General features: G+C 64.8%; 17 protein-coding genes and 3 pseudogenes. 11 read left to right on the top strand and 9 right to left on the bottom strand.

The window, feature by feature from the left end:
• Positions 1 to 242: transposase (locus tag HNR00_RS14940; RefSeq protein WP_183570657.1), on the bottom strand; the 242-nt coding region annotated here is incomplete at its 3' end.
• Between the two features lie 158 nt (positions 243 to 400).
• Here HNR00_RS14940 and HNR00_RS14945 point away from each other — a divergent pair.
• Positions 401 to 790 carry a transposase gene (locus tag HNR00_RS14945; protein ID WP_183570659.1) on the top strand — a complete coding sequence of 130 codons (390 nt, stop codon included), beginning with the start codon at positions 401 to 403 and terminating at the stop codon, positions 788 to 790.
• 51 nt (positions 791 to 841) lie between these two features.
• Here HNR00_RS14945 and HNR00_RS14950 read toward each other — a convergent pair whose 3' ends face one another.
• From HNR00_RS14950 to tnpA, 3 genes are all read right to left on the bottom strand, one after another.
• Positions 842 to 1,075 carry a hypothetical protein gene (locus HNR00_RS14950; RefSeq protein WP_183570661.1) on the bottom strand — a complete coding sequence of 78 codons (234 nt, stop codon included), beginning with the start codon at positions 1,073 to 1,075 and terminating at the stop codon, positions 842 to 844.
• 74 nt (positions 1,076 to 1,149) lie between these two features.
• On the bottom strand, positions 1,150 to 1,497 hold the full coding sequence (gene tnpB, locus HNR00_RS14955; protein ID WP_183570663.1) for an IS66 family insertion sequence element accessory protein TnpB: 348 nt from the start codon (positions 1,495 to 1,497) through the stop codon (positions 1,150 to 1,152).
• Entirely contained in the window at positions 1,494 to 1,865 is a 372-nt protein-coding gene (tnpA, locus tag HNR00_RS14960) for an IS66-like element accessory protein TnpA (RefSeq protein ID WP_183570665.1), read from the bottom strand. Before tnpA ends, tnpB begins: the two co-directional genes overlap by 4 nt.
• Positions 1,866 to 1,959: 94 nt before the next feature.
• Between tnpA and HNR00_RS14965 the strand changes: the two are divergent.
• A pseudogene (locus HNR00_RS14965) lies at positions 1,960 to 2,223 on the top strand (transposase); the annotation flags it as partial.
• 160 nt (positions 2,224 to 2,383) lie between these two features.
• Here the strand turns inward: HNR00_RS14965 and HNR00_RS14970 are convergent.
• Genes HNR00_RS14970 through HNR00_RS14980 form a run of 3 tightly spaced genes read right to left on the bottom strand, consistent with a single transcriptional unit; the run spans position 2,384 to position 7,223 of the window.
• The gene (locus tag HNR00_RS14970; RefSeq protein WP_183570667.1) at positions 2,384 to 4,261 is read right to left on the bottom strand and encodes a vWA domain-containing protein; all 1,878 of its coding nucleotides are present in this window, start codon (positions 4,259 to 4,261) and stop codon (positions 2,384 to 2,386) included.
• The gene (locus HNR00_RS14975; RefSeq protein WP_183570669.1) at positions 4,261 to 5,979 is read right to left on the bottom strand and encodes a hypothetical protein; all 1,719 of its coding nucleotides are present in this window, start codon (positions 5,977 to 5,979) and stop codon (positions 4,261 to 4,263) included. Before HNR00_RS14975 ends, HNR00_RS14970 begins: the two co-directional genes overlap by 1 nt.
• Positions 5,980 to 6,038: 59 nt before the next feature.
• Positions 6,039 to 7,223, bottom strand: coding sequence for a TAXI family TRAP transporter solute-binding subunit (locus HNR00_RS14980; RefSeq protein ID WP_183570671.1), 1,185 nt, complete (start codon positions 7,221 to 7,223; stop codon positions 6,039 to 6,041).
• 187 nt (positions 7,224 to 7,410) lie between these two features.
• On the opposite strand from HNR00_RS14980, the gene HNR00_RS14985 reads away from it, so the two are divergent.
• The 8 genes and pseudogenes from HNR00_RS14985 to istB all read left to right on the top strand — a co-directional run bounded on the left by HNR00_RS14985 (position 7,411) and on the right by istB (position 23,445).
• Positions 7,411 to 8,400: a hypothetical protein gene (locus tag HNR00_RS14985; RefSeq protein ID WP_183570674.1), complete on the top strand. Its 990-nt coding sequence runs from the start codon at positions 7,411 to 7,413 to the stop codon at positions 8,398 to 8,400.
• Between the two features lie 66 nt (positions 8,401 to 8,466).
• Positions 8,467 to 11,898 (top strand): tubulin-like doman-containing protein, encoded by a 3,432-nt coding sequence (locus HNR00_RS14990; RefSeq protein WP_183570676.1) that lies wholly within the window; start codon positions 8,467 to 8,469, stop codon positions 11,896 to 11,898.
• Entirely contained in the window at positions 11,895 to 13,937 is a 2,043-nt protein-coding gene (locus tag HNR00_RS14995) for a hypothetical protein (protein WP_183570678.1), read from the top strand. Before HNR00_RS14990 ends, HNR00_RS14995 begins: the two co-directional genes overlap by 4 nt.
• Positions 13,934 to 17,350, top strand: a complete 3,417-nt coding sequence (locus HNR00_RS15000; RefSeq protein ID WP_183570680.1) for a hypothetical protein — start codon at positions 13,934 to 13,936, stop codon at positions 17,348 to 17,350. The genes HNR00_RS14995 and HNR00_RS15000 overlap by 4 nt, the downstream gene beginning before the upstream one ends.
• Positions 17,351 to 17,481: 131 nt before the next feature.
• Positions 17,482 to 20,007: a hypothetical protein gene (locus tag HNR00_RS15005; protein ID WP_183570682.1), complete on the top strand. Its 2,526-nt coding sequence runs from the start codon at positions 17,482 to 17,484 to the stop codon at positions 20,005 to 20,007.
• Positions 20,008 to 20,197: 190 nt separating this feature from the next.
• A pseudogene (locus HNR00_RS15010) lies at positions 20,198 to 21,118 on the top strand (ISL3 family transposase); the annotation flags it as partial.
• 170 nt (positions 21,119 to 21,288) lie between these two features.
• Positions 21,289 to 22,579: pseudogene (istA, locus tag HNR00_RS15015) on the top strand (IS21 family transposase).
• Positions 22,576 to 23,445: an IS21-like element helper ATPase IstB gene (gene istB / locus HNR00_RS15020; RefSeq protein WP_183570684.1), complete on the top strand. Its 870-nt coding sequence runs from the start codon at positions 22,576 to 22,578 to the stop codon at positions 23,443 to 23,445. Before istA ends, istB begins: the two are co-directional and overlap by 4 nt.
• On the opposite strand, the gene HNR00_RS15025 is transcribed toward istB, so the two are convergent.
• Both HNR00_RS15025 and HNR00_RS15030 read right to left on the bottom strand, forming a co-directional pair.
• Positions 23,446 to 23,877 (bottom strand): hypothetical protein, encoded by a 432-nt coding sequence (locus tag HNR00_RS15025; RefSeq protein WP_183570686.1) that lies wholly within the window; start codon positions 23,875 to 23,877, stop codon positions 23,446 to 23,448. It abuts the gene before it with no gap.
• A gap of 85 nt (positions 23,878 to 23,962) precedes the next feature.
• Positions 23,963 to 24,124 carry a hypothetical protein gene (locus tag HNR00_RS15030; RefSeq protein ID WP_183570688.1) on the bottom strand — a complete coding sequence of 54 codons (162 nt, stop codon included), beginning with the start codon at positions 24,122 to 24,124 and terminating at the stop codon, positions 23,963 to 23,965.
• On the opposite strand from HNR00_RS15030, the gene HNR00_RS15035 reads away from it, so the two are divergent.
• Complete coding sequence (locus tag HNR00_RS15035) at positions 24,104 to 24,655, top strand: IS66 family transposase (protein ID WP_183570690.1); 552 nt, start codon at positions 24,104 to 24,106, stop codon at positions 24,653 to 24,655. The two genes, HNR00_RS15030 and HNR00_RS15035, sit on opposite strands and share 21 nt — an antisense overlap.
• The last annotated feature ends 381 nt before the right edge of the window (positions 24,656 to 25,036 follow it).

Raw genomic sequence — 25,036 nt, forward strand, 5'->3', positions numbered from 1 at the left:
AGCAGCGCCCGCTGCAACGGCGCCTCATCCCAGATCCCGGCCGCGATGAAGTGGTGCAGCCGATCGTAGGAGACCCCATCGGCCCGAGCCGCCATCGGCTGGATGCTCTTACGATCACCCAGGCCGATAAGCCCGGCCACGTAGGGTGGGCACATCGCCCGCCGTGACGGATGCGACAGGTCAGCCAGGAACGGCTGCAGCCATCGATCTAGATCGTCGCGCCATCCGCCCGCATCCGACATCGCAATCACCCACGTCCTTCGACATGGCGTGCGAATCCGCGAACACCCGGTGCGTTCCCTCAACCTGCCAAAGTAGTGCTAGAGCATCGTCCTGAAAATCGGACTCTCGGGTTGCGGCGTGGCGGCATCCCTGATTCCCTCCGACAAGGAGGTGGATCATGGGTGGCTGCAAATCACTGGACCTTCGCGAGCGGATCACCGGGTTTGTTGAGAACGGCGGCTCGCGGCGGGCCGCGGCGCGGCAGTTTGCGATCAGTGCGAATTGCGCGATCAAGCTGGCGCGGCGTCGCGCTCGAACCGGTTCGGTGGCGCCTGCCCGCCAGGGGCGGCCCAAGGGCAGCGGCAAACTGGAGCCGGTGGCCGACTTCCTGATCGCGGCGGTGGAGGCCACGCCCGACATCACCATGCCGGAACTGGCCGAGCGGCTTGTGGCCGAGCATGGCGTGACGGCGACGCCGGCCATGCTGTCCCGCTTCCTCTGCCAGCGCGGCTTCTCGTATAAAAAAAGCCCTGATGGCCGCCGAACGCGGGCGCGCACCGATCCCTGAGGATCGCCACGAGTGGCGCACCAAGCGCCAGCCGCTGATGCGAGCGGCCTGTCACCGCCTCGTCTTCCTCGACGAGACGTCCGTCACCACCAAGATGACCCGCCTGCGCGGGCGCAGCCCAAAGGGACCCGGTTGCACGCCAAGGCGCCGTTCGGCCAGCCGGGCGAGTTCGAAGCGCAGCTTCTCGATCAGGGTGTCGGCCTGGACCGCCTCGCGCGCCATGCCGACGATCAGACGCTTGAGCGCATCGACGTCGTCGGGCAGCAGGGCAGGATCGAGAGCCACGCCAACAGCTTAGGCCGTGCCGAAGGCGCTCGCCACATCCATGCGCCCGGACGCTGCCGCCTCGGTAGTCTGCCTCAGCCCGCGATCCTCGGCCGGTCGGTGCGCAGCGGCGTGCGCCAGTCGATGCCCTCCAGCAGCATGGCGAGCTGGGCCGGCGTCAGCGCCGCCGCAGCCCCGGCAGTGGCCGGCCAGACGAAGCGGCCCTTCTCCAGGCGTTTGGCGAACAGGCACAGGCCCTGGCCGTCCCACCACAGCACCTTGATCAGGTGCCCCTGCCGCCCGCGGAACACGAAGGCCTGCCCCGAGAACGGATCGCGGGAGAGATGGTCCTGCACCAACGCGGCCAGCCCGTCGAAGCCCTTGCGCCTGTCGGTGTGTCCGGTGGCCAGCCAGACGCGCGAGCCGGACGGGACCGGGATCATCGGTGGAGCAGCGCCGCGATCACGCCCTGCAGCAGCGCCAGGTCCGCTCCGGCCTCGGCCCGCAACCGATGGCCGCCGGCCAACTCGATCTCGACGACGCCCGACTCGGCCGGCCTCTCGGTGGCCGCAGCGGCGGGAGGCGGCAGGGCGAGCGGGACGAAGGTCGGCGAGGCGGAGGCCGTCCGGGCCTGCTGCTCGGCCAGCACGGCGCGCCGCCAGCGGAACAGCAGGCTGGAATGCAGGCCGTGTCGACGCGCCACCGCCGAGGCGGTCGTGGCGGGATCGTCCGCCTCGGCCAGGATGGCCCGCTTCTGCTCGGGCGACCAGCTTCGGCGCGTGCCGGCGACAACGATGTGAGAGTTGGTCATAGGTCCAGACACAGGGCCGATACAGCGCCATCCGACGCCAGGTCCTGTATCCAGGGCAGAGCACTACCCGCACAAGGCGGCCGCCACCGAGCGCTTACTGTCCGGCTTCCAGACCATGATCCGCGAGCGCAGACCGCCGGACCTCGACACCTGGATCGACACGGCTGCCCGCGGCCTCCTCGCGTCCTTCGCCAACGGCCTGTCGAGAGACAGGGCGGCTGTCGCCGCGGCGCTGGTCGAGCCGTGGTCGAACGGCCAGACCGAGGGGCAGATCACCCGCCTCAAGCTCGTGAAGCGGCAGATGTACGGTCGGGCCAAGCTCGATCTGCTCGAAGCGCGGCTGATCGGCGCCGGGTGACGCAACTGTATCGAGAGTGCGCCAGACCCAAAGTTGCACGCCGAAACACAGTCAGAGAAACGCGGGACACTTCCCGAGGCCTGCTTGGAATGCTTGAGAACCTCGCAGCAATGCGCTCTGGACTCGATACGCGCGGCATCGCGATCGCCTATGACGACATTCACGGTATGGTAATTTTTTTGACGTCCCGGTTTCCTGCGGACAGATTCACCGTCTCCGTCTTTTCTCCGCGCCCCGTGGAGACTCTGATGCGATAGCGGCCCGGACTGAGAACCTGAACGAGACGAGGCCCGAGATAGGTCGTTTCCGCGTCCTCGGTGCTGCCCGCGTGTTCCCGCGCGATGTCGAAGCGCGTGTTCTCGTCGCGGATCGGAGCTTTGTTCTCGTCCTCCAGTTCCACGTGCATGACCGCCACCGGCAAGGTGGCGGTGACTTCTGTGGCCTCGTCGGCAACGACCTCGGCCTCGATCACCGGCAGATTCTTCGGCTCAGCGCTGTCGGTACTGATCAGCCGCGGAGTCACGCGGTAGCGGCCTTCCGGTACGCGCTGCCGGGTGCCACTCGCGGCTGGAATCTCCGGCCCGGCCGGATCGAGCGGCGCGAGTCCGAATACCACCGCGGCGGTGATCTGTGAGTCGGAGAGACCGTCGGGATAACGGACCTGTAGGGCCAACGTCCCGTTCCGCGGTTCCATCTTGAACGTGAACAGGGTGTTGTCATTGCTTTCACCGAACCAGAGATCCACATCGCGGCGCTGCGTCTGACCGGCGAGCGTGGCTGTGACGACGTAGCGGCCCGGCGGCAGATTGCGCTCGAATTTCGAGTTGGTCGAATAGAACGACAGAGTCTTGCCAGCCCCCGGCGTGCCTGACGATGCCGGGGGAACCAAGCTCAAGGTCCAGTCGATCTGCGCGGTGATCGGTCTGCCCGACGCATACTGTGCTCTTGCGACCAGGGTTGCAGGATCAAGCTCGATCGCGAGCGGGGCATTTCCATTCATCGCGACCCGGACCGGGATCTTCTTTTTCACCAACTTGGGCGGCGTGACGATGTCGCTGAACAGATGACCGTCGTAATCGCCTTCCGTGGCGCGGATGGTGACTCGATCCGCATCGAGCTTGAACCAGGGCCCCCGATCGCCGTTGCGCAACGTTTCGAGCGTGAGTCCAAGATCGGCCATGCGGAAGCCGCTTGGCAACGTCACGGACTTTCCGGGCGTCCGGGCGAAACGTAGGTCAACGTCGAGCGTCGGGAGAACCGGCAGGAGCATCTGCCCGATTTGCGTGCCGATCTTGCGGGCTTCGGTGATCGATTGCGGCGTACGGAGTTGCGCGTCGAAGCATTTGGCCAACTCGTCGGCCCGCTGCACGTCCTGCTCCTCGAGGCCGGAAGTGATAACGAAACGGACGCGTATTTTTTTCCGAACGAAGTCCCCGTCCTTCTCTCGGAAAACCGGATCGAGGCTGCCGCCGGGGCACGGATCGGGATCGCAGATCTTCTCTCCCTCGATGATGTCGGTGACGATGACGAGATCCGCTCCCTGTGCGGGCGCATCCTGCGCCGCTTGCAGGATCGCCGCAGTCACCGGCGTATGGCCTTTCGGGTTCCAGCCTCGTCCCTGATCGTCCATCTCCTGTTTGACGCCCGATGCGCGTGCCACGGCATCGATCTGCCTGTCATCGATCCGTGCCGGCCGGATGTGCTCGACGTCCTTGCACTTGTCCTCATTGCTGATCTTCTGGTCCCGCTGGTAGAACTGGTAGCCGAACCGTACCAGACCGAGCTGAGCCGTTGTAACCGGCTCGTTGCCGCTCGCCTGACTGCGCAGCGACTGAGTCAGCGTGTCCACGACTGCCGCGGCGAATTCGCCGCGGCGCGGGCCGCGGTCGAGATAGCGCTTCCACATGCTGCCCGATGCATCGAGGACCAGGATAATCGGGCGCGGCTGAGCGCCCGCCCGAGGCTGCTGCGCCGGGGCGACCGCACACCAAAGGAGCAGGGCGAACAGCAGGAGCGGGCGCAGGATCGTCGCTGGCATCAAAGCACCGTGACTTCGGCAAGTTCGAGCAGGATTCGATCGGTTCCGGCCGGACAGGTATCGGCCTGTGCCCGGAAGGCGGCAGTCCGCTTCACACCCGGAAGATCGATCGACAAAGTGCCGGCGAGATTCAAGCCGCCGGTACAGGCAGCGTCAAGGGCCGCGACCGCGACGAAAATCCGCCACCGCCCCTTCGCAGGCGGCGATGCGAGATCGAGCTGCGCTGGCGAGGAGGCCCTCACCGCCACGTCGGGCGCATTGATGTCGGGCCTGCCGACATAGTCCGGCCCGAACGCCATCAGCGTGGCCTTGAGGCCGCTTGCGCCGGACAAGATCATGCCGATCCCGGTGGATAGGGACGATCTCGCAGCCGGCCGCAGGGCAGTGGTCGCTGCCAAGGCGAAAGGCACGACCCCTTCCGCACGGGGGAGATCTGAATTCGCGACCCCCACCGGGGACACGGGACCTGACAGCGCACCTGGGCCGGGCTGTTGCCCAGGTGCCGGGACAAGTTGTTTCGGGAACGCTTCGGGCTCGATCTGGGCTCTGGGTTCCGACGGCTGCCCGGGGAGCGGCGATGGAGCCGTCGAAGCGGCGGCGCCCTGTTGAGGGCCGGATCGGGTCGGTTGACTTGGCCCGGAAGATTGGCTTGGAGCCACAACATTCGATTGGCGTCCGGTTGCTTGGCCCGTTGGGTTCTGCGGTGCCGCACCCGAAGGCGTTGTCGGAACGCCAGGCGGGGACGCCCCGGGCGTCGTGCCGACGGGGTTGACGCCGACACCCAGACCGGCGTGGGTCTGGGGTGCCGTGACCACGGATGGCGGCGATTGGGAAGGGTATGGCGGCCCGGGTTGTTTGGCGCCTGTCTTAACGGCAACGCAGGCGAGGTCCGGCGGCGGCGGTCCGCCGACGCTCCTCAGTCGGTTCGGGCAGGTGCTCCCGGCAGCGATCAGGGTCGCCGGCACGGTGATGGGCGGAACCGGGCAGGTCGCGGCCGACTGGACGATGGTGAACGGATTGACGCCGGACTGCCCGTTGCCGAGCACGCGCGCGATGGTCGCCGCGGCCTGCGGCGGGAACCCCTTGGCAGGTGCCAGGCCGCCGCCGGGCACGACGAGATGGAGCGTGACCTCGGCGTTCGCGGGTGGACGCGTCGTGCGGATGGCCTCCTTGCCCTCGAGGCCGAAACAGCCTTCCTCGACCACGACATTTCTGACCGTCTCGGAATCTCCGGGCGTGAGCTTGAAATCCGTGGCCACGACAAGGACTCGGATGTCGTTATCCTGCGTGTCCGGGCCTCGTCTCCTGTTTCCGGTCTCGTTCCTGTACCTAGCGAGGATACCGTCGAGCTTGGAGAACGCTTCCTGAAGGCTGTAGAGGTTGGGCGTCGCGCCCAGCATCCACCCCGCTGGCGGGCGGGATCCCTGAACGCGTCCCTCCGCAAAGTTGGTGACGGCGTCGCGGGCGACGCTGCGCCGCTCCTCGGGCGACATTCCGTCGAGCTTCAGAGGCACGCGGTCATCATCGCGCATCAGGTCGCAGAAACGGTCCTCGATTGAGCAGAGGATGAGCCTCTGGCGAGGCGGATAGGCCGCGACCAAGTCTTCCAGGTGCCGGACGCCATCCCCAGAATAGGTCCCGCGCTCCGCGAGCACGACGAGCACGGCCTGCGCCTCGGCACGGGGCGGCAGCAACAGGAGGGCGCTGGCCATCAGCATGGCGAGGGCCGACCTGGACCAGGCACGCCTCCTGGCCGCGCGCGTAATGGACCCGCTCGTCATGGCAGCAGGCTGGGCGGGCACTCGGCATGTCCTTTGCGCCATGAAGCGTAGAGCGTCGCGGCAACCGGCGAGGTCGGATCCTCGATCCGGATTCCCGGAGCGGGATCGCGCAGGAACGCCTCGTAGCACGCCCGGTCACGGTCCGCCGTCTCGTCGCAGACGCGGGTCGGCCTTTCTCGGTTCCGGGCGAGCCACTCGGTGGCCACGGAGAATCGTTCCCAGCCGGCGACGGGAGCGGCGAGATCGACCTGGCACCACAATCCTCGTTCGGTACCCGGCCGTCGGACCAAGTCGCCGATGCGGCCAAACAGATGCTCCGCGAACTGGCGGACGGGCTTGTAGCGCGGCTGATTCGGCTCCCAGGCGAACACCGCGAGCACCGAGGGGACCGCGCCGACCGCCACGCTGCTTCCGGGAGCGATCAGCGAGGGATAGTCCTCGGAGGAAAGCACCGAGGCTTCGTAGGGCGCCGCGTCGGCCTCGCCCGACCCGAAAGGGACGAAATTGAGGTGGGCCTCCATGCTCTGTGCGCCGCTGATGCTTTTGAATTGAGCGGCACCGCGACCGACCACAAACACCATGGCGTCGATCTCGCCCGCGATCAGCTGGGCGCGCGCCTCGTCAGGCCCGGTCTCGCTCTCGATCGGCTTGATCCCAATCCGTTCGAAGAGCAAGCGCGCGGTGATCCGCGTGCCGGAGCCCGGCAGCCCGACCGAAATCCGTTTCCTGTCGAGCGCTGCCAGGTTCGGCACCCTGCCGCGCGCCAGGATGTGAATCTCCTCGCGGTGAAGGCGTGTCAGGTAGCGCATCTTCCGGCGCAGTTGCTCGTAGGTCGACGGGTCACGGCGGAAGGCGTCGAGTACGTCCGCCTGCACGATGGCGAGGTCGATGCCCTTGAGGTTGAGGAGGTCGTCGATGTTCTGAACGGACCCGTAGCCGACTGAGACGACGATGCGCAGCCCGCGCCGGCCGCGCTCGTCGAAGACCCGCGCCATGTCCGCGCCGAGTGGCATGTATTTGCCGCCGGGTGAGCCGGTAACAAGCCCAACCACATTCTCGTTGTACCGCGCTCTATCTGCATCATTTAAGAAAATTTTTGAGGTTGATTGCGCATAGGCGCTAGCTGAAGAACCAACAAACCAGAAAGCTAGCACCATAATTGTCTCGAAAAGCGCTTTCATTGGAACTCCGAAAAGGGATGAGATCCCCCCCGACTTCACCCACACCATATCTAAACGCCAAAATCTCATGCAAGTGACTTTTGGCCCTTGAACTCAGGCCGAAGAGCAGGCTTAAGTGCCTTTCAGCAGACGACAAGCCTTGGGCATTAGCGCGATAAATTTATGATCCGTTTTTGGGGAAAAGGGAATGGCGCAAAATAACGATTTAGAACAAGAGTCGGTCTCTAAGAAAAAAATCTTTTTGACTGCAGTGACCGCGTTGGCTCTCTTGGCTATTTATTATTTTTTACCGCTATTATTGGCATGGATTTATTCTCCATCGCTCGATAGTGCACTCAAATCAGAAGATCAATCAAGACTTTTCAAAAAGACTGTTTTGAGCGGATGCCCAGAGCGGCACTCGCTGAAATGCGTACATTCGGACGACACGGCCCTGGCTCAAGAACACAATGCTGCAATAAATATTTACACGAAATCAATCTACAAGAAAAACAGAGATATGATCGAGTACTGGATTGTTTCATCAAGGCCTGCTATAGGCTCTCTTCGTATAGGTATTATTAGTAGCGATCTGGCCGAAGAATTCAAGTATTGCTCAGAGAACATCCGCAATAAAGATGTCGCTAATGTGGAAGATGGTCCAGCGGCAGCTATTCAGGATCGTCTTGTATTTGTAGGTAATTTCAATGGTCGATTGACCTGTAAATATATTATGGATGCCTTAGAGTTTCATATGAAAACAGATAAAAATGTCAAACTTATATCAAATCCAGAAATTATGCTAGAATATGTTGCGACTATGTCTAGTCTCATTGAGACAATTTCGAATGTGAACCAGTCGGCAGGAGATGAATTGCGCAAAATTGGAAAAATTGGCGATGCTGTGGCACGTCTTGAAAAAAATGATATATGTTCTGGCTTGAATGATCCCAGTTGTCGCCCGGACTTGTCTGATATCCAGCGGCAAGTTTCGAGTATATTAGAGGCAAAATCAAGATATCCAGAAAAAACTAATAGGGAAGTATTCGAGATCGAATTAATATCTATATTGCGAAGCTGTATTATATACTTTTATGCGGCTATAGCAATTTTTTTACTTTTGTTATATCAGAACAAGAACTCTCCTTTCAAGGCACTGAGTTCTTTGCTTCGGATTATCTTTGTAGGGTCAAGATAGTTTTGGGAATAAACCCTCCGGATAATATTTTACTTTAACAATAAACATCTTGTACGGAGAACGAAAGTGTCAGCGAACGACCTCAAGGAACAGTTCCGTCCGACGCTCCTCGTCGGTGTCGGTGGCACCGGCATCAAGATCGCCGAGCGGATTTTCGCGCGCGCGCTAGCCGAACGGGCCTGGCTGCGCGACCGGCTCGACGTCGTTGCGATCGACACGGACGAGAACGACCTGCGCGGCCTTTCCGCGCTGGAGAGCCGGCAGTGGATTCAGGTCTCGACCACCGACCGGGTCGCGCAGTTGCTCGACAAGAATCCGGAGATCGAGCCCGACTGGTTCGGTTCGCGGCGCAAGCTGCCGCACGAAATCCTCAACATGACGCTGCTCGACGGGGCTGCCCAGATCCGGCTTCTGACCCGGCTCGCCCTGACGCATGCGCTTAAGCGGCGGGCGGTGCAGCAGCCGCTGGGCGACGCGATTGGCCGGATCGCAGCGCTCAACAGCCGCACCGTGTTTGGCGGGGCGCTCAACGTGATGATGGTCGGCTCGCTGGCCGGCGCCACGGGCTCTGGGCTGTTCTTGCCGGTCGCGCTGCTGCTTGCCGCGCTCTGCCGCGAACGGTCGATCGCCGCCGAGCTGCGCGGCCTCTTCCTGCTGCCGGACGTGTTCGTGCGCAGCGGCTCCATGCAGTCGGGGCAGATCGACAACGTGCATGCCAATGCCTACGCCGCGCTCAAGGAGCTGAACGCAGTCAACCTGTTCGCTGGCGAGCGCATTGGCGCAACCGACCTGCACTTCGAGTACGCTCCCGGCGCCACGGTCGGTCGCGGGCAGTTCCCGTTCGCCAGCGTGTCGCTGATGGACTACGAGAACATCCGGGGCGGCAATCTCGGGCGCAACCTCGACAACTATCTCGAGATGGCGGCTCGAGCGATCTACGTCCTGATGTTCACGCCGATCGGCCAGAAGGTCGCGAGCGTGAGCGTTAACGACGCCAGGGCCGTGTCGCGCGCCGCCTCGCAGGACACAACCAACATCTATTCGGGCGTTGGCGTCAGTACGATCGAGTACCCCGCCGCCGAGGTTGCCGACTACCTGACCCTTAAGCTCGCGAACGAGAACCTTGCCGGCGACTGGCTGCGCCTCGACCGGAGCTTCTTCGAGCGCCAGCGCCGCTACGAGGAGCAGCGTGCCGCTGGCAACGTCGCCGCCCGCCGCCCCGACCAAGGGCAGGTGTTCCTAGAGGATCTCGACCAGTTCGCCAAGAAGGACAGGCTGCCGTTCTTTGCGGAGATCGATGCGCGGCTGCATCCCGTCATTCGCGACGAGAGGACGTATGTCGAGAAGGTCGAGCCGCGCTACGAGACTTATCTCGACGCGATCCTCGGCGAGGTCGTCGCGCGGTTCTGGTCGCGCGAGAACCTCCGCCGCGTGCGCAATCGCGAGATGATCGATTCGAGCCAGCTTCGCAGTCAGACCACGATGACCGATATGGTCCGGCGTCTGGAGGCGGCGCTAGACGACGATCTGCGCAGCATCGACACGGCGCTGCCGGTGGCCCCGGAAGACGATTTTGTCAACATTCTGCTCACTGCCGACGATCTCTCCGAAGGCGAGTGGCGGCCGTTCCATCTCCAGAGCTACCTGATCAAGGACGGTCCCCATCTCATCGAGGTGCGCGCCTTCCTCTATGCGCTGGCGCGCCGGGTCGCCGAGCGCCGAAGCAAGCTCGACCCGCGCGCCAAGCGCCGGCTCCTCTACGCGCAATCGAACGTGTTCGACACCGAACGGGCAGCCGACCCACCCGACCGCCGTTCGCCCAGGACGATCGAGACCGCCCGCGAGGTCGCCGAGCGCGGGCTGCTGTCGCGCTGGGTCAAGGGCTCCCCTGAGGATTTCCGCGACACCTACGCCGCCTATTTCAACACCTCGCTTCAGGCCTTGCGCGCGTTCGCCGAGGAGGAGATCCGCGCCAAAGTGCTCGACCTGCTCGCGGACGAGATCGTGGGGCTCGAACGGCACTACGCTGGGCTGTTTCTCGAATTACGGGCGATCTTCGAGCGGCTCAGCCAGGAGGCCGACCTGCTGGAAGGGCGGCACGGCGCCGAGATGCGCGCCACGAACGGCAGTGTCTTCGTCAATGCGGACCGCGAGGCGAAGGCGGCCGTCTGGGCGGACCTGCGCACGGCCTCGGGCGGGCTGCACCTTGCCGAGGCGGCTAACAAGACGCTCGGGCGGGACGTCTACCGTCAGTACCGCAACGATCGCCGGCTCCGCGTCAGCACGGATTTCGGCGCGCTCGGCAGCGTCTTCGTGAGGGCGATCGTCGAGGATTTCTCGCGCTCGGCCGTGGAGCGCGATTTCCGCAGCCAATACGACATCGGTATCGTCGAGGCGATCAAGCGCGACAGCCAGCGCATGCGGCAAGACTGGAAAGCCCGCCTGCGCGCGCTCGTCGATCTCGTTTCGTCGCAATCGGATCCGTTTCTGACGCTCACCGACCAGGGGCATGGCCAGCGCTCGATGTATTGGGCCGTGCACTCAGACGTGCGCCGCGACATCGCCGACGACCGCGAGTTCGAAACGCTGTTCACCTTCAATCAGGGTGAGCAGCCGCTCGTCGCGGAGGCGTTCTCGCCCAAGCAACTGATGTGCTTCAACAGCAAAGTGTTGCTCGAGCTCGTCCACCTCACGAAGGTCCAGGCCGGAGAGCAGGCGCCGCGCTCCGTGACCGCGCCCGCGCCGGGGCGCTACTACGAAGCCTATGCCCACATGATCGACGGCCTGATCGAGGAGGATCTCAATCCGCGCGCGAAGTCGCCGCACATCACCCCGCATCTCGACGCCGCGTGGCACCGCCCGGGCATGCTGCCGGAGATCTCGCCGGAGCTTTCGCGGGCGCAACGCAACGACACTTACCGCGCGCTGGCGATTGCGCTTGGCCTCGGCCTGATCACCTTCGACACCCATTACGGCCAGAAGGTCGCCGGGTTCTCGACGCTCGGCCGCGTCGGCGCGTTGGGCTCCTCCGCCGACCTCGTCGCCAGCCATGACTGGTGGGAGGTGACGGGCTCCTTCCTCGCGCATTCCGAACTCGTGCGCGCGACCGAGCGCTTCTGGAAGGAGACAACTCAGCGTCTCGGACTCGGCGAGAGCGTCGATCCAGACCCGTTCAATGCGCTCTCCGATCCGGCTCTCGTGGCGGATATCCTACGCCTGTCAGTCCCGCGCGACGACGAGGCGCGGCGCGAAGCGCGCACGCGTGCCCTTCTCGCTGGCTGGATCGCGGCGCTGGCGGACTTGGTCGACGTTACGGCTCGCGACTTCGCTGCGCCCGGCAGGCAGGCCCAGCATAATCAGGCGGTCAAGGCGGCGCGCGCTGGCGCCTTCGAGGCCCTTCGCCGGGATGGTATCCGCCAGGAAACGCTCGGGTCGATCGGGCGGGTCTTCGACCGCGCGGTCGAGGACTCCCGCGCAGCGCTCGGTTCCGCAGTATGACGGCCGGCCAGGGGCCGGCCGTTGCGTCCAGGGCGGCGGCGCGCCCGACGAGTGTGATCGTCGTCAATTGCAGCCGATGGCCGAACTTCGTCCAGGCTGTGCGCAACGACGCACTCGACCTCTACGCGGCAGAGGCGCGCGTCGCGTTCTGGGACGTAACGATGGCCGAGAGCGAGGAGACGTTGATCTGGGGACAGTGGCCCAAGCCCTTCGCCCAGCATCCGCGCCGTTTCGTCGACGAACTGCTCGACCGTATCGAGCAGGTCGAGGAGGCCGCCAACGAGCGCTTGGTTGTCCTGATGGTTTTCGACCGTCCCGAAAGCCTCTCGCCTGATTCCGGTGCCGACCGGGGGACCGGCGCGGGCGTGCAAGCCGGAGCGAAGGCTGTGAAGATCGCGGTCGCGGCGGTAGAGCGCCTCTCGCGGCCGATGGTCGAGGCCGATCCGTCGCTACGCTCGAAAGTGCTCTGGATCGCCGCCTTCCACGGCGCCGAGTCCGAACGGGACAGACGCGTCGCCTTCGACGTGGTGGCGCCGCCAGCCGCTGGTTCGCCGGCCCGGCTCTTCGAGACCGCAGTGTACCTGTCGTCCGCGCGTGGCGGCAACCGCCGCGCCGGCGACGCTTTCACGGCGCTGCGGATCCTGATTGATCTCGCCCGAGACGAGGATGCGGCGCGCGCCCTTCTGCGTGCGATGCCGAACAACCGCGACGGCCGTGTCTTCCTGTTGCGGCCAGCGCGAGTCGCGGCCAACCCCTCCCAGGACACCCGAGCCCGGCTCGCCCGCCTGATCCGCTCGACGATGGATACGGCGGGTTCGACGGTCGAGGATCCGGCCGCCGACAGAGTGGGGCCGATCGTGACGCGGTTGCTCGAACGGCTCGAGACGTCGCAACCGGGACGGATCGTCGGCTTCACGGCTACGCCGACCCCCGGCTCGAAGAAGGCCGGCGATACCTCGGCGCTCGATGCCGGCACGGTGGAGCCGGCATCCGAGCACTGGGCGGAGGTCCGGAATCTCGACGGCGGCGAAAGGGCCTTCGTACGCGCGAAGGGCGAACTCGCAACATTGTATGACGCGCGCGACGCCAATCTCGCCCGCGAGCGCCGATCCCTCGACGAGAACGCCCGTGAGAACGCTGGCCAACTTGAGGAGTTGCGAGGTGCTGCCTTCGATCCGAGCTTTGGAGTGTCCGGCCAAGTCAAACGGCATCTCGAACGCGGTTGCGATTATCTGTCGCAGAAGTTCGATGCGCTGACCCAGGACGCCCATCGATCCCGTGATGCCCACACGAGCGCACGCGTCGGGGCGAAGGCGATTCCCGACCACAAGCTCGACGGGCCATTCGATAACTTGCGCTCGGCGCTGTCGGCTTGGCTCCCCCTTGAGGTCATGCTTGTGGCCACCGGCGCGATGGCGGCCTCCTTCGTGCTGTTCCAGATGCCGATCCTCTTCGCGCACGATGCGAATCGTTGGACGGTCGCGCCGCTGATCGTTGCGGCGGCCGTCTGGCTCGTCGGCTGGGTGATCGTGCTGGGTCGTTGGCGACGGGCCGAGCGACATCGAATCGATGCGATCGTCGGCGTCCGTACGGCTCAGCGCGCCGCCGCCGAGGATATCGACGAGATCGCCAAGCTCGGACTGCGACACGTCGCGACGGCACGGCTCGCGGGACAATGCCTGCCGTTCCTGACCCTGATGACGCGGCGCGCGGAGGAGATCGGCCGCATCAGCGCAGAGATGCAGCGCGTCTTCGATGCGCTTGAAAGAGAAGCGCCACCGTCCGACGCCAAGGACGAGTTCGTCGCCACGGCAAAGGAGAAGCTCAGGACGCTGCCCCAGGAAGACGCGTTCAAGACGATTTTGTGGGACGAAAAGCCTCCGGCCACGGCTCTACACGACCTCGAATTTGACGCCGGCCGCAGCCCGCTCCGTTTCCAGAGCACCTTAACCTTCCGCGGGGTCGTGCGGATCGAGAATGTAGCCTTTGCCGACGACGCTCACCCGCCAGCAACGACCCCGCCGAACGTACGATCATGAGCTTTGACGACGTCCCGAATGCGATCGTTGCGGCTTTGACAGGTTCCCTGTTCTGGGTCTGCCTCGCCGTGGCGCTCGTCGGGCAGATCGGCCTGCTCTCCGTCGCTTGGCTGCTCGGCCGCGCTTGGCGAGGGCGGTTCACAGCCATTGGAGCCGCCGCCCTCCTCTTCTGCATCGCTACCTCCTTGCAGGGAATGATGCTGTTCGAGCCCGCAGGTGAGGGTCCGATCCCGTCTCTGGTCGATCTCATGCGGCTCACTGCGCCCTGGATCGAGCGCGTTCTATACCTGCCGCCTGGCTTCGCCGAGCCGGGTCAACCGCTCGGCTCGGTCCTGCTCAACCTCAGTCTCGGGTTCCTGATGCTCCCGGCCACCTTGGCCGCTGCCTTGATCGTGCGGAAAATCGTATCGCTGATCGGCCACGCGCGGGAAACAACCGGGGCGCAGCTTGTCGAGGACGCGAATGCGGCCGCCATCATTGCGGGATGGTTCCTGCACAGGCCGCCGCTTGCGCATGTCTATCTTATCCTAGTCGGCACGAGCGCGGCGGCGGGACTCGTTCTCGTCGGCTGGATCTGCGCAGATGTCGAGCAGCAATTTGTCAGGGACGGCATCGCTGCCTCCAGACGGGCACTCTGGGTTGCGCCTTGTCTGATCTTTGGATTGCTGTGGGCGGCCACACAACCGGCTGAGAGCGTGCGACCGTCGCAGAAGGCGACGCGCGGAGCCGGAGCCGAGGCAGATGAGCCCGACCTCGAGGCCTTGTACGAGAGCTACACGGCCGACTTCCGCGCACATCTGCTGCTGGCCAAGGCTAGTCCGGCGGAAGGCCTCCAAGCCGGCCGCACGGATGTCGACGAGACGGCGGAACGGATCGCGCGCGTCGCCAAGCGGGAGAACCTAGCGGGCAGCGCGGCGTTGGGCGCCGCGCTTGGGCGCAAGCTCAGCGGGATCTGGGGCGGTACGCATGGCGCCGCGTCGGGCAACTCGGAGAGGCTCGCCCTGCTGATCGGCGAGGAAGCGAACTACCTTCACTTCCTTGTGCTGGCCGAACTGATCCTGTCGGCCCAGGACCGCGGTACCACCACTCTGGTGATCGCGCCGGAGTCATCGTTCGACCGCATCGGGACCGCGATCGGTCGGGCGCTGCAGGCTTTCGAGGGTGGGCCGACGCAGCGGCTCTTCCTGGGAAACGAGCAGCCGAGCGGGCGCTACGACATCGTCGTCAGCTCGCTCCAGCGCCTGGAGGCGGACATTCTGTCGAGCCGGGAGGCTTCGCTGGAGGAGGCGCGACGGCGCTTCGGCCTCCTGATCGTGATCGACCTGCACCGGCTTGACACGACGTTGCTGCGGCTTCGCCTGATCCGCCTGTCCCGGCTGCTTGAGGGGCGCGCCCTCCTAACCGTGGCGCAGAGTGCGCCCCGTGCCGGCCTCAGACCGCAGCTTCTCGCGGTTTTGGCTCCGCTCAGCGTCGAGACGGTTCGGCCAATCAGCTTGATCGGCCAGGACGCCGCACGCCGCTTCCAGCTCGTATGGCGCAACGACGCCGAGGCACTCAAGGCGCTCTTCGAGCGGGATCTGGGTAGGCCTCTCCCGGACACGGCGGTGGAACTCGCGCCGCTGATACTGGCGCGCGCTTGGAAGCGCGGCATTGCTGCGACCTTCTACGACCTCGCTGGTCGCATCGACAGCAAGCTCTGGCTCGGAACCGTGCCGAGCCAGGTCCGCGCGCCCCTCGTCGGAATCGGCCCGGATGAGATGCGAGACTTCGAAGCTGGCAAAGTCTCGTTTCCCAGACGTGAGCATCGCGTCGTGGTGATCGAGGATCTCGCCAACCTCGTAGAGGCGATGAGCCGGTCCGTGAACTTCATGAACAACCCCGGCGTGCTCGTTCACATCGTCGCCCACGATTACCCCTTGCGCGATTTCTTCTGCAACGAGTTGCAAGAGGATGGCGGGCGAGAGAGCCTACTGCCCATTGCCTCGAGCCCGCGCGGCGGCCCGGCCGAGCTTGCCCTCGCGCTGGCCGACGAGATTCTCAAAGCGCCGAACGGATGCGTATCCGAGCGCGCCCTCACGCGCTGCTTCGAGGATTCGGACGTCGGTGAGCGTCTTCAGCACGATACCTGGGCCGATACGACGCGCCGGGGATTGACGGAGCTGCTGGGCGCACAGCTCGGCTACGTACCGGAAATCCGAGTCGAGACGAGCGCCGGTCACGAGCGGCAGTTGATCTTCCGGGCGGCGCACGAGCTTCGGCTCGATCCGACCTACATGCTCGATCTGCGGCGCGACGGCCGCTCCGATCCCTATCGGTCTTACCTCGACCGCAACGACAACGGCCTGACCTATATCGAAAGCTCGCTGATCCTACTGCGCGGCAGCTTCGTCACGATCAAACGCGTCGATACGGACGAGGGAGAGGTCAAAGTAGCGACGGCGGAGATCGGCAGCTCCATCGCGAATCTGCACACCCTCAATCGGCCGCGCTATCGCTTCTCTCGCCTGTACGACCCGAATATGCTCGCCAAGGAGCTTGTCCTGCTGGGCGAGCGGGTCTCGGCCGCAACCGCCCCGATGCAAAGTCTCGTCCTTCTGCTGCGTGGCCCAGTCACCCGCTTCACGGTCGGGTTCCACGAAATGGCCGAGTTGGCGCGACCCTTCACGGCCGGGCACGCGCCCAAATGGCAGGAAGAGACCGTGCGGACAGACATGCGCCAGGCGGTGCAGATTCTGCTGCGCCTGCGCGTCGGCGATTCCGTCGGAGCGGATCGGGCTCGGTGCGCGTTCACGCTGGCCGCGACCCTTCAGGACGTGCTCTGGAGCATGTTTCCCTCCGACGGCGAACGTCTCGCGGTTCTGTCGCCGCAAGCGGCGCCCGCCGTCGATGAGGTCCTGAAAATGGATCACGAGACCGAGAGCGCGGATCCATTCGAGCTCTATCCGGCGGTCCTAATGCCACGCCTCGCCGAAGGCCTCGCCGACGTGGAGCCGCGGGAGCCGTCGAGAGTCTGGACGCCCGGCGGCCTGCTGCGCCCGCCGGTAGAGGAGTCGCGGGCGCTCGACAGGATCGCGCGAATGATCAAGGCCCACCAGAGGGATACCGAAGGCGAAGAGATCCTGAGCGATGAGGCGGTCGCGCGCTTCAGCGAGGGTGACCGCTTCCTCGATTTTCTGCTGATCGAGGACGCCTCGCACGATCTCGGCTGCCTGCGCGCCTTGTTCGAGAACTCGCACCGCGAGGCGGTCATGAACGTCTGGTGCCGCTACGTCCGCTGGTGTGCGGGCAGGGCCGGGGTTGCGGACTTCTACTACCGCTACGGTGATCCGGGCGAGCGTATTCCGGCGATCTTCGATTTCGAGGCCGCCGCCGACGTGCTGGAGCGCTGGATGGCCGGAGGGGTCAGGCGATGAGGTGCGGTAGGCTAGGCAAAGCCGGCGGTGGAACGCTATGGCGGCTCGCGCTCGTCGCGCTCGCTCTGCTCGGTTTGGCTTGGCCCACGCAGGCACGAGTCGTTGGCATCGTCTTCGATGATTCCCGCAGCATGGACGAGCGCGTCCACCTGCCGACCTTCGGCGTGCAACTGCTAATCTCGAGCCTTGACGGGCGCCCCGGCATCGATCGCCTGCTGACGTTGCGCCTGTCCGAGGGGCTTGAGCGGATGCGCAACCGATCCAACGCGCCGCTGCCGGAGCAACCGATCCGCGATGCTGCGCTGCTTCAAGGGACGATCGACCGCTTCCGTACGGATTGGCCGGCGAAGCTGGCTCCGGGAACGCCCTACGCAGCCATCGACATAATGTTACGTAATATCGTCAACGCCCTGAAGCCCGGAGAGGCGGGCTTCATGGTTGTGGTGTCGGACGGCGAGTTCGGCGATCAGCCCGACGAAACGGCATTGCGCCGGGCCTACGAGGCGTACAAGGCGCAACTCGACCGTAAGGAGGCGAGCCTCCAGGTCGAGTTTCTACTCATTGCCTTCCCCGACAGGCTCAGACTCGAACAGATCGTCGAGAATCAGAAGGTCCGAAAAACGCTGCTCGATGTCTTCAATGGCGGAGTGGCCAATGCCCAGGGCACGGCACCGAAGGGTCAGCACGATGTCGGTGACATCAATGATCTACTGAAATCTCTGAAGCGGGTCATCGCCGCCGTGTCCGGCACTGCCGAGAACCTCGCCGAGACCTACGTCCAGACGGCTGGGGTCATGCGCACGATCGACACGCCGCTGGCGATCAGCCGTATCGTCACGCTCGCGACGTCTTCCGACAAGCAGAAATTACCGCACCTGAGCGCCACGTCCTTCACGGGGGCTGAGCGGTTCGTCTACGCCTCGCGCATGGACCGCGCCGACGTGGCGGCACCGAACTTCAAGCAGTTCGGCGAGACGACACAACTGGTCTTTGCGCCGCGTCTTCTCTACGCTGGCAAGCACATCCTGACCTTTGATCGCCCTATAGGCGACGACGTGATGATGGTGTTTCAGACCGCAGCGGCTGCAACGCTAGATATCCTCACCGAGGCTGGCGCTCCGGTCGCGACGGACTCGCAGGCGCGACGCATCCTGGCACGTGGCGCGCGCTACAGGCTAGCCGCGACGCTGCTCGACGAGACACCGCAGGGCCCCCGGCCCATCTCGCTCGGGTCGCTGCGCGGTCGCACCACGTTCGAGGCGATCCTCGACGGGAGCGGCGGCCCACGGCGGCTACCGATGGCGGTCGATCCGGGAACAGATCGGGCTGTTGTCGATTTCACGGCCGGACCACCGGGCGAAGGCACGGCGCGCGGCGAGGTCACGCTCGAAGGCTTCATTACCTCGCCGAGCCAGCCGATGCGGCTCTCGATCGTCGATGGTGTGACGAAGTTCGAGACCAGACTACGCGGACTCGAAAGCTGCCCGGTCTGCGCGCCGGGCGCGATCGGGGCGACGTTCGACTCGACCGGACGTCAGACCGACATCGCGGAGGGGACCATAACACCGCACGGCGCTCTGTCCGGAACGACCAAGCTCGACCGAAGCGGCATGCCGGCATGGATCGAGGTCGTTGACGATGCCGGCAACATTCTTTCCGACGGGGCGGCCATACCGATCACACCGAAGAAGGAGATCCGATTCAAGCTCCGCCATACCGGGACGCTGCCGGCCGATCTTCCCAACGCGACGGCTCCGTTCGCGCTCGTTTTCAAAACCGAGGAACCCCTCTCGGGCGAGGGACTGGTCGAGGGAGCGGTGCAGATCGGCACCGCGCCCGCCACGCTGCAGTTGCGCGAGAAGCACGGGCCGGACGACGCCGACGGACGGCTCGTGGCCACGGCAACGGCCCTCAGCGATAGCTCGCTCGATCTCGTGTTTGCGCTCGAGGGCGCGATCACCCCATCGGCACCCTCGCAATTCTCAGTGACCTACGACGGCCAGATGTTTCGGGTCGATGTCGTCGAGTCGGCGAACGGCCGCGTCGTGCTACGACCGCGAGCGGAGTGGTGGTGCGCGTGTTTCCTCTGGTTCGATGCGGGACTGCACCGCATCAGCGTGGCTTATCGCGGCCCCGGCGGACTCCAATCCGCTCACGCCGAAGCCGAGATCGTTGTTGCGCCGACGCACCGGGAAATCTTGACGGGCTGCGCTCTTTTCCTCGGTTTGTTGTTGATCGCCGCGTGGTTCATCGGCGTCGTCGTTGTCACGAGCAAGACCGCCCGCTTTCCGAAGGGAGCCGTTGCTGAGATTCAGGAAGGACAGCAATTGCCACGCCACATCGATCTTCGAGCACGCAATCTGACCTTCCTCAAAGCCCTGTTTTGGCCCGTGAGACGTTTTTGGACTAGGAGTGTCGTGCCTCACGAATGTCGCCTCGTCGAGGGACTTTTAGTTGTAGCCAGACGCGGAGGTTACGTTTTGCGGCTCAACAAAGAGCTTTCGGCTGAGATCAGGGGCCACACCATTCAAGAAATTCTCTCAAAGAATTCGGATCTTTTTAGCATTCGAATGAACTGGAGAGAGGAAATTTCAATGTGCGGTCCCCCAGTTGTTCGGATTCGTATACTGCGATCGATTTCTGATATTGCGTACTGAGAGCGGTATTTTGATAAGACAATGTAACTTTAATGTTTATGAAATTAGTTCGATCTCACATAGATAGCAGCAAATAAACTGTCAAACAGCGTGGAATATTGACCCCGGATCGGCGTGCAACTTTGGCTCTGACTCACTTTCGGTGCAGGCGGGTTGATGGATCTCGGCTTTTGCCGTCGGAGATCCTGCCATGGCCCGTAGCCTTCATCTCGGTTCGGTCATCCCGCCCGGCCTTGTCGTCGATCACATCGAGGTGGGAGCAGGCCTGACCATCACTGCTCGGCCGAAAATCGCCTCGGCCCGGTGTCCGAGGTGCGAGGGCGTCTCGTCTCGAATGCACAGCCGTTATACCCGCACCCTGTCGGATCTGCCGGTCGCCGGCCGGCGCGTCGTCATCACGGTCAGCGTCCGCCGGTTTCGGTGCATCGAACCGAAGTGCCGGACAAAGGTCTTCGCCGAGCGGCTCGAACCGGACCTCGCCACTGCCTACGCTCGGCGCACGGGACGGCTCGAGACCCTGGTTCATCATCTCGGCCTCGCGCTCGGTGGCAGGCCGGCGGAGAGCTTCGCCCGCCGGCTCATGGTGCCGGCGAGCCGGGACACGATGTTGCGGACCGTGCGCCGCCGCGCCCAGAGGCCGACAGAGCCCCTCAACGTGATCGGCATCGACGATTGGGCGTTCCGCCGCGGGCACCGCTACGGCACGCTGATCTGCGATCTGGAGCGGCGGCGCGTTGTAGCCCTCCTGCCGGATCGCGAGAGTGGCACCGTCGAGGCATGGCTCTCCGCCCATCCCGAGATCGCCGTCCTCGCCCGTGACCGCGGCGGCGGCTACGGCGAGGCTGCGACGCGGGCGTTGCCCATGGCGACCCAGGTCGCTGACCGCTGGCACCTGATGGAGAATGCCAGCGCCACCTTCCTCGATGCCGTGCGCAAGTCGATGGCCGCCATCCGTGTCGCGGTGGGGGCCGCCACGATCGACCCCGACCGGCTGACCTGCGCCGAACGCCTACAGTACGAGGGCTACCGTCGGCGAATGGCGACTGCCGAGGCGATCCTGACGCTGTCGCGACAGGGGCTGCCGATCCGGCAGATCGTCCGCACGACCGGACTACGATCCGCTGACGGTGTCAGCGGGCGTTGAATACTCCCTGATTGTGGGCATCGAAAATTCCCTGGTCGGTGCCCTGGCCCGCGGAGGCGGGACGCCCCCCGCACCCTCGGGCTTATCCATCCTCAGCCACCATGCCCGCCGACACGTATTGGTCGGGAGCGACGAGGATGGTCCTGCTGGGAGAACTCCTCATGATCCTGGACCTGCACCGAGAGGGCTTGTCCGTCACCGCCATCGCTCGCCGGACCGGGCGCGACCCGAAGACGGTCCGCAAGTACATCGAGCGCGGCCTGGAACCGCCGGCCTACGGCCCCCGCCAAGCCGGACGACCGAGCAAGCTCGCACCCTACCTCGACTATTTGCGCGAGCGCGTCGCGGCCTTCCCCGATCTCAGCGCGGTGCGCCTGACCCGCGAGTTGCGTGAGCGCGGCTACACGGGCGCCTACACCGCGGTGAAGCGGTTCGTGGCCGCGATCCGGCCGGCCGAGGCCAAGCCCTACGAGGTCTGCTTCGAGACGCCGGCCGGCCAGCAGGCCCAGGTCGACTTCGCCCGCTTCGTGGTCACCTTCACGGACGCACCGGACACGGCCTGCATCGTCTGGCTGTTCTCGCTCGTGCTCGGGCATTCCCGGCACATCGAGGCGCGCTTCGTCCTGCACCAGGATCTGCGGACGCTGTTGCGCTGTCACATGCAGGCGTTCACCGCGATCGGCGGCGTGCCGATCGAGATCCTGTACGATCGCATGAAGACGGCGGTTACCGGCGAGGATGCGGGCGGCCACATCGTCTACAACCGATCATTGCTCGCGCTGGCCAAGCACTACGGCTTCCTGCCCCGCGCCTGCCGGCCCTACAGGGCCAAGACGAAGGGCCCCTTCGACAGGCTCAGGGTGAGGGGTCGAACGGCCATTCTCCTACATCGGCCAGGACTTCTTCCTGGCGCGCTCGTTCCGCGACCTCGACGACCTGAACGCCCAGTTACGGACTTGGCTCGACACCGTTGCCAACGTCCGCCTGCACGGCACCACGCAACGGATCGTCGCGGAGGCCTTCGCCGCCGAGAAGCCCGAGTTGCAGCCGCTGCCGGCCGTACCCTTCGATGCCCTGCTCAAGCTGGAGCGGCGCGTCAGCCACGATGGCCTCGTCTCGATCGGCGGCAACTATTACAGCGTACCGGACCGAACCCGGCGCGTGGTCGAGGTGCATCAACTGCCCGACACGATCCGCATCCTCGACAGCGGCCGCCTCGTGGCGTGCCATCCGATCTTGGAGGGGCGGCGCCAGTACCGCGTCGATCCCGATCATCGTCAGCGGGCGGCGGCGCGGGCCATGCGCCACGGCCATCCCGACAGCCTGACGATCGGCCGCCGTGGCGACCACGTCGCCCGGCGCTCGCTGGCCGTCTACCAGGCGATCGGCGAGCGGCTCGCCGGCACCGGGATCGGAGGCCGCTCATGACCCGCGCCGCCGCAGCCTGTACCGCCACCACTCTCGACAGCATCAAGCGCAGCCTGGTCGGCCTGCGCATGCCGCGCGCCCTGGAGGTGCTTGATGCCACGGTCCGGCGCATCGAGCAGGGCGAGATCGACGGCATCTCTGCCCTCGACGAGATCCTGACCGAGGAACTGACGCTGCGCGAGAACCGCCGCGTGAAGACCGTCCTGCTCGTGGCGCGCCTGACCACGATCAAGACGCTCGCCGGCTTCGACTTCACCTTCCAACCCTCGCTTGACCGGGAGCGCATCCTGGCCCTCGCCGAGCTGACCTTCATCGACCGATCCGAGGTCGTCCATCTGCTCGGCCCGCCCGGCACCGGCAAGAGCCATCTCGCGACCGCGCTCGCCGTCGAGGCGGTCAAGGCCGGACGCAGCGTGGTCTTCTCGACGCTGGCCGACCTGATCACCTCGCTGGCCAAGGCCGAACGCGACGGGTCCCTACGCGAGCGCATCCGCTATCTCTGCCGGGCCGCGCTCCTGATCGTGGACGAGATCGGCTACCGTCCCGTCGTCCTAGGCGGCGGCAACCTGTTCTTCCAGCTCGTCAACGCCCGGTACGAGAAGGGCGCGATGATCCTGACCTCCAACCGCGGCTTTGCCGAGTGGGGCGAGGTGTTCGGTGATCCGGTCGTGGCCACGGCGCTTCTCGACCGCCTTCTGCACCACGCCGTGGTCATCCAGATCGAGGGGGCGAGCTACCGTCTGCGTCAGCACGCCGACCTCGTGCCGGAGCACGTCCGCTCGAAGGCCCTCATCACCCCGCCGCCCGCCCCGAAGCGCCGCGGCCGCCCACCTGGAAAGGCGATGCTCGATCACGCAGGCGGCTGATCACCGCTCACCGCCGAGCCTGCCGGTCAGGGAATTTTGAAAGCCCATAATCGCGGAGACTTCCAGGCCCGTTGACACGACCGAGAAGGAACTAAAAAACGTAATCAGGAGCAGCTTGCGCCGACAACCCCAATCAGAGAAGGCTCTCAGTGTCGGGGCGATGAACCGTGCGTGCGCCTCCAAGGAAAGCTTCACAATGCGCGAGACGCCCAGTCGCATGAGATACGACGCCTCCACTCCGGAGGCGTCGTCCTCGTGGCGACGTGATAATACGTCGAAGTCGAGATCCTGCTCATTGATCGCGACCCGCAGGACCAATCCATATTCGTCCGTCGCGATACGCGCTGCGAGAATGCGTTCCTCGCGATCGAGCGCTTCGTGAAACGCACGCAGATCACCTGCCATCGCCGACTCGGCCTGAGCGATCGTCATGGATCAATCTCCACTATATGCATCTTGAAGACTGGATTGCCCCGACGAGGATGCCGTGGCGAGTAATCGGATCGACGCATCCACTTCAGATCGCGGCGATCATCGCCTTGTCCACCACCCAGGGTGCGCTCAGGCGATCAAAGCGCAGGCCGGCGATGAAGGTTTGCGTGCCCCAATGCTGGCGCTGGGCAGCGGCAAGACCCGGACCGGCCGGCTCTAGATCTATGTGCGCGACGAGTTCCCCCACGGTGGCGCCCGTCCGCTGGCGGCCGTGTTCTTCGCCTTGCCCAACCGCCGGGGCGAGCGCCCGCTCGCCCATCTGGCGGGCTTCTCCGGCGTGCCGGTGGCCGACGGCTATGCCGGCTTCAACGGGCACTACGAGAAGGCCCAGCCGGGTGGCCCGCTGACGGAGGCAGCCTGCTGGGCGCATGTGCGGCGCAAGATCTTCGACGTGCATGCCGCGACCGGCTCGGCGCTGGCCGCGGAGGCGCTGGCACGGATCGGCGCGCTTCACGGGATCGAGCGTGAGTTGCACGGCAAGCCGCCCGACGCCCACATCCGTGAACGGCAGGCCCGCGCGAAGCCGCTGGCGACGGCGCTGAAGCTGTGGGCGGAAAGGAGCCTGACCCAACTGCCGGGTCGGTCCGAACTGATCAAGGCGTTGCGCTACATGCTGGCACGCTGGTCGGCGCTGACCCGCGCCTTCGACAACGGACGCATCACCCTCGACGACACCCAGCCCGAGCAAGGGGACGAACAATCCATGTGTGCAGGCTAGGACCGAGGCCGGGCCCTAGACGACTGAAGTTCCGTTATCGGCATTGTCTGCGATGCGCTGGCACGACCGGGTCGGATCGACACCCCTGTCTGATGGTACTTCTCACTTAATCGCAATCATCGCTCCTTCGCAAAGGAACGATGTTTGAAGGCTGATCGTGGAGCCTCACGCGTTCGTGATCCGACACCCAAGTAGGTGATTCGGTCGGCATCGTCATTGTATGGGGGTTGTACGACGCGATGGACGACAGCTAGCAAATGCCCGCCAAAGGCGCGCGCAGCTCTTTGATTTTGCTAGACAAATAGCATTGGAGCGGGTGAAGGGAATCGAACCCTCGTATTCAGCTTGGAAGGCTGGTGCCTCGACTGGTTTTCGCCCCTG

Source organism: Methylorubrum rhodinum, from assembly GCF_014199935.1.
In the GTDB taxonomy this organism is placed as follows: domain Bacteria; phylum Pseudomonadota; class Alphaproteobacteria; order Rhizobiales; family Beijerinckiaceae; genus Methylobacterium; species Methylobacterium rhodinum.